This is a genomic window from Psychrobacter sp. I-STPA6b, from assembly GCF_020662265.1.
In the GTDB taxonomy this organism is placed as follows: domain Bacteria; phylum Pseudomonadota; class Gammaproteobacteria; order Pseudomonadales; family Moraxellaceae; genus Psychrobacter.
The window spans coordinates 92,526-101,637 of sequence record NZ_VEWM01000095.1 but is presented as its reverse complement, the minus strand read 5'-3'; the positions used below and the strand labels follow the sequence as shown (position 1 = coordinate 101,637).

Annotated in this window: 7 protein-coding genes; 6 read left to right on the top strand and 1 reads right to left on the bottom strand. The window is 39.7% G+C overall.

Translation table 11 applies throughout. The features are described from left to right. The 3 genes from FHK88_RS12195 to purH form a co-directional block, all read left to right on the top strand. Positions 1-2,062, top strand: a 2,062-nt coding sequence (locus FHK88_RS12195; protein ID WP_227430999.1) for a DUF3426 domain-containing protein, incomplete at its 5' end; no start/stop codon positions are given. A gap of 274 nt (positions 2,063-2,336) precedes the next feature. Further along, positions 2,337-2,612: a DNA-binding transcriptional regulator Fis gene (gene fis / locus FHK88_RS12190; RefSeq protein ID WP_227430998.1), complete on the top strand. Its 276-nt coding sequence runs from the start codon at positions 2,337-2,339 to the stop codon at positions 2,610-2,612. 220 nt (positions 2,613-2,832) lie between these two features. Beyond that, complete coding sequence (purH, locus tag FHK88_RS12185) at positions 2,833-4,434, top strand: bifunctional phosphoribosylaminoimidazolecarboxamide formyltransferase/IMP cyclohydrolase (protein WP_227430997.1); 1,602 nt, start codon at positions 2,833-2,835, stop codon at positions 4,432-4,434. Between the two features lie 181 nt (positions 4,435-4,615). Here purH and FHK88_RS12180 read toward each other — a convergent pair whose 3' ends face one another. Then, complete coding sequence (locus FHK88_RS12180) at positions 4,616-5,287, bottom strand: alpha/beta hydrolase (protein WP_227430996.1); 672 nt, start codon at positions 5,285-5,287, stop codon at positions 4,616-4,618. Between the two features lie 291 nt (positions 5,288-5,578). Here FHK88_RS12180 and FHK88_RS12175 point away from each other — a divergent pair, with 291 nt between their 5' ends. The 3 genes from FHK88_RS12175 to creC all read left to right on the top strand — a co-directional run bounded on the left by FHK88_RS12175 (position 5,579) and on the right by creC (position 8,963). Beyond that, positions 5,579-6,343, top strand: a complete 765-nt coding sequence (locus FHK88_RS12175) for a sulfite exporter TauE/SafE family protein (RefSeq protein ID WP_227430995.1) — start codon at positions 5,579-5,581, stop codon at positions 6,341-6,343. 95 nt (positions 6,344-6,438) lie between these two features. After that, positions 6,439-7,221 carry a response regulator transcription factor gene (locus FHK88_RS12170; RefSeq protein ID WP_227430994.1) on the top strand — a complete coding sequence of 261 codons (783 nt, stop codon included), beginning with the start codon at positions 6,439-6,441 and terminating at the stop codon, positions 7,219-7,221. Further along, on the top strand, positions 7,218-8,963 hold the full coding sequence (gene creC / locus FHK88_RS12165) for a two-component system sensor histidine kinase CreC (RefSeq protein WP_227430993.1): 1,746 nt from the start codon (positions 7,218-7,220) through the stop codon (positions 8,961-8,963). Before FHK88_RS12170 ends, creC begins: the two co-directional genes overlap by 4 nt. Positions 8,964-9,112: the final 149 nt, after the last annotated feature.

Here is a 9,112-nt window from a genome sequence, read left to right as displayed (position 1 = left end):
AGAAGAAACCCCTGTAAATCCAGATCAGGATGAAGCTTGGTTAAATGAACTGCTTGCTGATGATGAATCAGAAACAACTTCTACAGAGACTGTTGATGCTCCTGTTTCTATGGAAGATGAAATTTCAAGTGTAGAAACTGCTTCTGTAGAAAATGTAGAAGAGACTAGCGAATCATCTGAAGAGTTTACCTTAGAATTAGATGAAGACGACAAGACTACACAAGTAGAAGAAACCCCTGTAAATCCAGATCAGGATGAAGCTTGGTTAAATGAACTGCTTGCTGATGATGAATCAGAAACAACTTCTACAGAGACTGTTGATGCTCCTGTTTCTATGGAAGATGAAATTTCAAGTGTAGAAACTGCTTCTGTAGAAAATGTAGAAGAGACTAGCGAATCATCTGAAGAGTTTACCTTAGAATTAGATGAAGACGACAAGACTACACAAGTAGAAGAAATACCGACAAATCCAGATCAGGATGAAGCTTGGTTAAATGAACTGCTTGCTGATGATGAATCAGAAAAAACTTCTACAGAGACTGTTGATGCTCCTGTTTCTATGGAAGATGAGGTTTCAAGTGGCGAGACTGCTCCTGTAGAAAATGTAGAAGAGCCTTTTAGCTTAGAGGAAACCGACTCTACAGAAAGTGTCTATGCCCCTGCTCCTACTAAAGATGAAGTTTCAAATGAAGAAACTGCTCTTGTAGAAAATATAGAAGAGCCTTTTAGCTTAGAAATAGAAGAAGACAGCACAGTAGAAACACCTGTACAAATAGAAAAAGATACTTCTTTAATTGATGAACCTTCTTCTTTAAATATTGAAGATCTTGAGGAAGCTGAGGCATGGCTTCAAGATACACCAACTGAAACACCAGAGACTCTAGCAGAACCTCTACTTAATGAAAGCTCTTCTTTAAATATTGAAGATCTTGAAGAAGCGGAAACATGGCTACAAGATACTGACACCACTGACATACCCAATCAACTAGAAGAATCTTCTCTAGATATTGAAGATATCGAAGATGCTGAAGCATGGTTACAAGGAAAAACAACAGATTCACCAACAGAGTTAACATCTACCAGTGAAGACGAGGCAATAGAAAATAATGAGCTAATTCATGATGATATGTCTACATCAGATATAGATAGTGAATTGCCAACATTCGATATTGACTTCAAAGCTGATGGTGTTGATGACTTCGTTGTCCCAACAGCCATACCTTTAACTCAATCATCTAGAACTGACATTACTGAAGCTGAAACTGAAGACAATGCTGAAGAATGGCTTCATGACTTATTGAAAGAAGAAAAAGAAAGTCATAGCAATACAAATCAGGTAGGTTTATCAGCACCTGTAACCACTCAGTCAGAAAAACAAGATAATAATAGCCAGCCTGAAACGATATCAGAGCCATCTACACCTGCACCTGTTAGCTCAAATGTGGACAACTCATCTGAGATGATACAACAGCCAGCTGATAATACAAATACAAACTCTCTACAGAAAATCAGTGGTATTGCGTCACTAAGTCTATTTAAAAAAGCGAAAGATATCACTAATACAACACACGGAAATAGTGTCTCAATATCTACAGGTCGCAACTTTTATGCCAACCTATTTTGGACGCTTGGTTGTGGCTCTCTGGTTCTGCTGTTACTAGCACAATATGTCATTTTTAACTTAGATACCTTAATAAAAGATCCTGTCAGACAGGCTCAACTATCTCAATTTTGCCATGCGGTTTCTTGCGCACTGCCTGCGGCTGATCCACAAAGTCTAGATATTATTAATCAAACGCAACGCTCTAGTAAGATATTACCCGGTGGTACGGATATTCTTGCCACATTGGCAAATACCAGTAATGATGACCAACTTTATCCTAACTTACATGTTAAGTTATATGATAATGGTACATTGATTGGAGAGTTTATTGCTGCTCCAGAAGATTATCTGACTGTTCCACAGCGCCTACTAAGTCGTCAACAAGTAAAATTATTTATGTTTACTGTTGATATCCCTAATAAGGACATTACTGAAATTGATATGACACCTATTTATTAGTTTTATGATATGACAGTTAATACATTGATGCATATCATAGGTCATTAATAAAGGTGCTAATACGACAAGCAATCTTAACAAAATTACATACACCATTCAGAATGAGTCATCATGTTAGTTTTAACAGTGACTCACTAATATATACAACCAATTTATAGGAGATTTACAATACCATCTTAGAATTATAATAACCGCTAAAATTTTGCCTAGTTTTTCAATATGCTTTACTCTTTATATATCATTCATTTGATATATTCATATCAAGGATTTATTCATGTCACAGCTACCATTTGATACTTCTTTACATAACACAACACAGCATCATAAGCCTCTACGTCTACATGTGGAACATGCTGTTCGTCAGTATTTTACTGAGCTTGATGGTACGCAACCTCACAACCTATATGATTTGGTGCTACAAGAGGTTGAAAGACCGCTATTATCTGTTGTACTTGAAAACACTCATGGCAATCAGACAAAAACAGCCCAAATATTGGGACTAAATCGAGGAACATTACGCAAAAAAATGCAGATGTATGACTTGATGTAAGTTGTCGTGGACTAAAACTTCTTTATTAATAATCTTCTTTATTAATTTAGCAAGAATCTTTGTTATTTATGGCTAAAAATAATACCTGTATATATCAAGTATATTATCTTTAGCCTTCTTAATTTCAGACTATCTGTAAACAGCATGTTATAATTTATGCTTTCAAAGTCAGTAAATTCACTGACTTCCCATTCATGATTATCTTAATGGAAACTCAATTATGTCTGCTAAGCCGTTTGCTCTGTTATCCGTCTCTGATAAAACTGATATTGTACCTTTTGCGAAAGGTCTGATTGTTGCAGGTTTTGACCTGTTATCGACTGGCGGTACTTACCGCCTGTTACAAGAACAAGGTGTTGAGGTCACCGAAGTCGCTGATTATACTCAGTTTCCCGAAATGATGGATGGACGCGTCAAAACTCTACATCCCAAAATACATGGGGGTATTCTAGGACGCGCTAATCAAGATGATGCAGTCATGGCTGAACATGACATTCGCCCTATCGACCTTGTGGTTGTCAATTTATATCCCTTTGCGCAAACCATTGCAAAAGCCGATGTAACTTTAGCAGATGCTATTGAAAATATTGATATTGGTGGTCCAACAATGGTTCGCTCTGCTGCCAAAAATCATGCACGTGTGGGTATTGTGACATCACCAAACGATTATGAAGGTATCTTAGCCGAGCTAAAAGATACTGGCAGTCTAAGTACTGAAACTCGATTTGATTTAGCAGTGAAAGCTTTTGAGCATACAGCACAATATGATGGCATGATTGCTTCTTTCTTAGGTAGCCGTCTACCAACACAAAATGCTGAAACATCAACAGAAAGTCAGCCATCTATCTTCCCACGTACATTTAATTTACAAATGGCGAAGTCTCAAGATTTACGCTATGGAGAAAATCCACATCAGCAAGCAGCCTTTTATGTTGAAAACCATCCCATTAATCAGCTACAAAGCTGTATCGCTACTGCCAAACAGCATCAAGGCAAAGAGCTGTCTTATAATAATATCGCCGATACAGATGCAGCTTTGGAATGTGTGAAATCGTTTGACCTGCCTGCTTGTGTGATTGTTAAGCATGCGAACCCATGTGGCGTCGCTATCAATGCCAATCAAGTAGATGCGTATAAGACGGCCTTTAGCACGGACCCTGAATCCTCGTTTGGTGGCATCATTGCTTTTAATCGTCCACTAAGCTGTGCTACAGCAGCAGCTATCGTTGATAATCAGTTTGCTGAGGTTATCATTGCCCCTAGCCTAGAAGAAGGGGTACTTGACATCACTGCGCGCAAGAAAAATGTCAGAGTTTTAACCTGTGGTGAGTTGCCTATCCCTACTGAGCGCCAGCCTCAATTTGATTATAAACGTGTCACTGGTGGTTTATTAGTGCAAAACCAAGACCTTGCTCTGATTAGCGCTGATGATTTAACAGTCGTTACTGAGATAGCACCTTCTCAAGAGCAGTTGGCAGATTTATTATTTACATGGACAGTTGCCAAATATGTTAAGTCAAATGCCATCGTCTATGGTAAAGACCAACGCACCATTGGTATTGGCGCAGGACAGATGAGCCGTGTTAATTCTGCTCGTATTGCAGCCATCAAAGCTGAACATGCTGGATTGGTAACACAAGGTGCTGTCATGGCATCAGATGCGTTCTTCCCATTCCGTGATGGTATTGATAACGCTGCCAAAGTTGGCATTAGTGCTATTATTCAACCCGGTGGCTCAATTCGTGATGAAGAAACCATCGCTGCTGCCAATGAACATGGTATTGCTATGGTCTTTACAGGTATGCGCCACTTCCGCCATTAATCTTCTATCTGTTATAGAGCAGTAAAAATTACGCTGATTGTTAATGTCATTCGTTATAAACAGTTTTGTTATAAACAGTTTGACCATCAGCATTTTCATAAATAAAAATGCCCGTATTCAATCAATGAATGCGGGCATTTTTGGTTTCGTTAAACCTTAATTTTAAGCGTTATTAAGCCAATTAGCCCAACACTTTATTGAGCCATGCACCAATATGCTGTATCTGTGGCAGACATACTTGGTGTGCCATTGGATAAGTCGAAAAGTCCACTTGATATCCACGCTCTTCCAAGCTATGTGCCGCTCGTTCACCCAATATCACAGGCACAACAGGGTCTTGTGTACCATGGTCAATTTTAATGGGTAAGGATTGATTTTCTTCAGTAAAGGCTACTTGAGACTCTGTGGCAAAGTAGGTGGATAATGCCAGTAATCCTGCCAATGGCTGTGCGTAACCTAATGCCGTATGATATGCCACTGCCCCACCCTGAGAAAACCCTGCAATCACAATATGCTCTGGACGTACACCACGCTCTATTTCTCTGGCAATTAAGTCTCTCACACGCTGTGCGGACTGCTCAATTTGTGCCACATCTACTTTACGCTCTAGACTCATTTCTTTGATGTCATACCATGCCGGCATGACAAAGCCACCATTAATGGTGACAGGAATTTGTGGTGCGTGTGGAAACACAAACCGAATGGCTTTGTCTTTGTCTAGCCCCAGCTCTGGTACAATGGGTTCAAAGTCATGACCACTTGCCCCAAGTCCATGCAACCAAATGACAGAACGGTCAATGGTTTTATTATTAGGGTTATGCTCAACAATTACACAGTCTAAATATTGTGTCATGATTATCTCCAAAATTTTTATAAACCAGCTGTATAAGAAACTAAAAACCTGTATTGCTCTATACTCACAATATTTAGTCATACTGTGACTATAAATACAGGCTCTAATAACTACACACTATATCATAGTCACCACAAATGCTCATGATACTTCATTCATCATCATGATTTTATATGAGACTATCAGCACACTTATCATTATGGCTGTCATATAAATACGCTATTATCCATAGTCTATCTTATTTGTAGCTCCGCATCTTCCTCCCATATAACCAATATCAGGGGTTAGCTTATGGCAGAAATACTCTTATACTTCGGTACAGAGATATCCTTTTGGATAGCCATCATGCTATTTTTTGCAGGGCTACTGGCTTTTGTGATTTCAACCATCTCAGGAGGTGGTGGCGCACTGCTACTTATTCCGATTGTCTCTTGGTGCCTTGGTGCAACGGCTGCACCACCAGTGATTAATTTAGGGACATTCATTGGTCGTCCAGTACGTTTATATCTATTTTGGCAAAATATCCATTGGCGTCTGGTTGGTTATTATGTTCCCAGTGCGTTACTTGGTGCGCTATTAGCAGGGTTGTTATTTAGCCGACTCAATGCTAACTGGATACAATTGATGGTCGGGATATTTTTAGTCTCAACGGTTTTTCAATACCGCTTTGGTAAAGTTGATAAAACTTTTGATATGCCACTCAAAGGCTTTATTCCTTTAGGGTTTATAGTGGCGTTTGTCAGTACATTGGTTGGCGGACTAGGCCCTATTATGAATCCATTTTATATGAACTCAGGGCTACAAAAAGAAGACTTAATCGCTACCAAAACTGCCAACGCATTTTTTGTCGGTATTGCCCAACTTGGTAGCTATACTTTTTTTGGAATTTTATCACCGACACTGTGGATATATGGACTGATATTAGGTGTTGGTGCAACCATAGGCAATATCATCGGTAAACAGTTTCTATCACGAATGAATATGCGCCAGTTTCGCTTTGCCTTGATTATGCTGATGGTCATTAGTGGGTTGGTGATGATTATTAACCACTGGTAATTCATGATTTTTTCATCAAGTTATCACAGCCATTCCCTGTAAACTTGTAAAATTATGCTAGGATAAACTGATATTTTAGCCAAAAGTGATGGAATATGAATCCTATAGCACATATTTTACTTGTTGAAGATGACCCAGCCATTGCTGCTTCTCTCAAAATCACCTTTAAACGTGAGGGCTGGCAAGTTAGCTGGTTAGATAATGCCAGTGCGGTATTGACGTTTTTAACCAACCATCACCAAGACAATCACTCATCGACAGTGCCATTATCTGCCATTATTTTAGATGTTGGTTTACCTGATGGTGATGGACTGAGCCTATGTCAGCAAATCCGCCATAGTGATAGCATTGGTGAGCTTAGCCATTTGCCCATCGTATTTTTGACTGCTCGTAGTGATGAAGTTGACCGTATTTTAGGGCTAGAAGTTGGCGCTGATGACTACTGTCCAAAGCCCTTTAGCCCTCGTGAGCTGGTCGCAAGGCTTAAAGCCATTTGGCGACGTGAACAGCTTACCCAATCCCATCATAACGAAACTAACTCTGAAACTGCACAAGAGCAACTGTCACCGCAACATTTCTCTTTACCCTCTGGTGAATGGCGTTATGAGCCAAACAGCTATACTTTATTTTGGAATGAGCAAAAACTGGGGCTAAGTAATACTGAGCGCAAGTTGCTTCTTGCTTTACTCTCTGCACCAGCACGTGTATTTAGCCGTGAGCAGTTATTATCTGCGATTAGTGATTATCCCGACCATAGATTGGCTCGTACTATTGATAGTCATATCAAGTCTATTCGCAAACAGCTTGCTGAACTCAATCCAAATATTGAGGTCATTCATACTCATCGTGGGATTGGCTATGGAATTCTGCCTGCATGAATCATGATAAAACACAGCAAAATACCCCTCAACCACAACAAAACACATCACCAGACAATGGCTCAAGCAATTGGTATGCCAAGCTACACCCTATTGGCACATCCTCTGATGGCACACATAGCAAAAAGTCTGCCCGCCACTCATTAAACTTGAGTCTATTTTTTCGTATTTGGCTGGCAGTTGCTCTTATTATTTGCCTTTCAGGTGCTGTCGTTTTTATTCAGCTATTTGATTATGTCCGCCCTGTCACTCAGCAGGTGATTGAAGATACCTTGGTTGATACAGCAAAGCTATTAGCCGTAAACCTTGAACAGCCCATGCGCTCCAAGGAAATTTATCAAGCAGATTTTCAGGCAAGATTAGACAAAGCCTTTCAGGCACAAGCTGATGCCAACTTAAAACCAACCAGTAGTACAAATAGCATAGATAACATAGATGCGACTGAACAACTTGGTAAATGGTATCAACACAAAACCCACAGCCATTTTCGCGTCTATATCACTGATAATCAGGGTAAAGTTATCTATGATTCTTCCACTCAACCAGATAATGCTGAAGGGGAAGATTATCAACACTGGAATGACGTCTATCTCACTCTCAATGGTCAATATGGTGCAAGAACAACTCGCTTAAATCCCGATGATTCATCAACTTCTGTGATGTATGTTGCCCAGCCCATCAAAGACGAACAGGGACAGACCATCGGTGTGGTAAGTGTTGGTAAACCAATGTCTACCATACTCCCGTATATTAATATCACGCGCCAGCACATGCTCACCACCTGCCTGATTATCAGTCTATTGGCATTGATACTGGCTGGTCTGGTCGCATGGTGGTTACAACAAAGCATGCGTTTGGTAACACGCTACACTCAGTCTTTGGCACAAGATGAAAAAAAGCCTTATTTTTACTTGGGGCGTGAGCTAAATGAATTAACAGATACCATTGAGGAGATGAAACATCGGCTAGAAAACCGAGCCTATGTGACTGATTATGTTCACACTTTAACCCATGAGCTAAAAAGTCCCATCACTGCCATTCGAGCCTGTGGTGAGCTATTAGAAGATACTCAGCTTGAGGAAGATGACCGCTTGATGCTTAGTCAAACTATCTCAGAGCAAAGCATCAAACTGCAATCATTGATTGACCGATTATTGCTACTGGCAAAAATCGAACAGCCCACCTTTAAGCTTAATCTTGAGCTACTTAACATCAGCGCTTTGGTAACACAGCTATTAACTCACAATGAAAGTCAACGCCTAAACTACCAAGTCGCCATCATTTTAGACGACCAAACTGATACTCAGGTCATGCTACTGGCTGATAATTTCTGGCTAACACAAGCATTACAAAACATCTTGGATAATGCGCTTTATTTTGCTCACTCACAAATCATCATTACCCTACAAAATCAAGCAAATCACCTTACCCTAACTGTGTTTAACAATGGAGAACTTATCCCAGAGTATGCACTATCTAAAGTGTTTGAGCGTTATTTTAGCCTATCACATCAGCATATTAGCCATAGCACCTCTGCCCCTACTGGTAAAAAAGGCACGGGCTTGGGGCTGACTCTGGTCAAACAAGTGATTGAGCGTCATGGTGGACAGATTAGTATTCATAATGTCACTCATACGCATCTTTATCAAAATAATACTGATAACAATCCGAATGATAAAGATATGACAACTCCTCATAATGGTGTGATGGTTGTGATTGAACTACCTATCAATCCAAACTAGATAGTTGCCATATTTACGCCTTCCATTGCTGTACAACCCTACCTATCTGTACTATTTGTTTAGATTGGGTTGCCTTATAGTGAAATTATAGAAAAACTCTAATAACATAAAAAACCAAATTTGCAAATAGTAATAATTCCAATAATAAG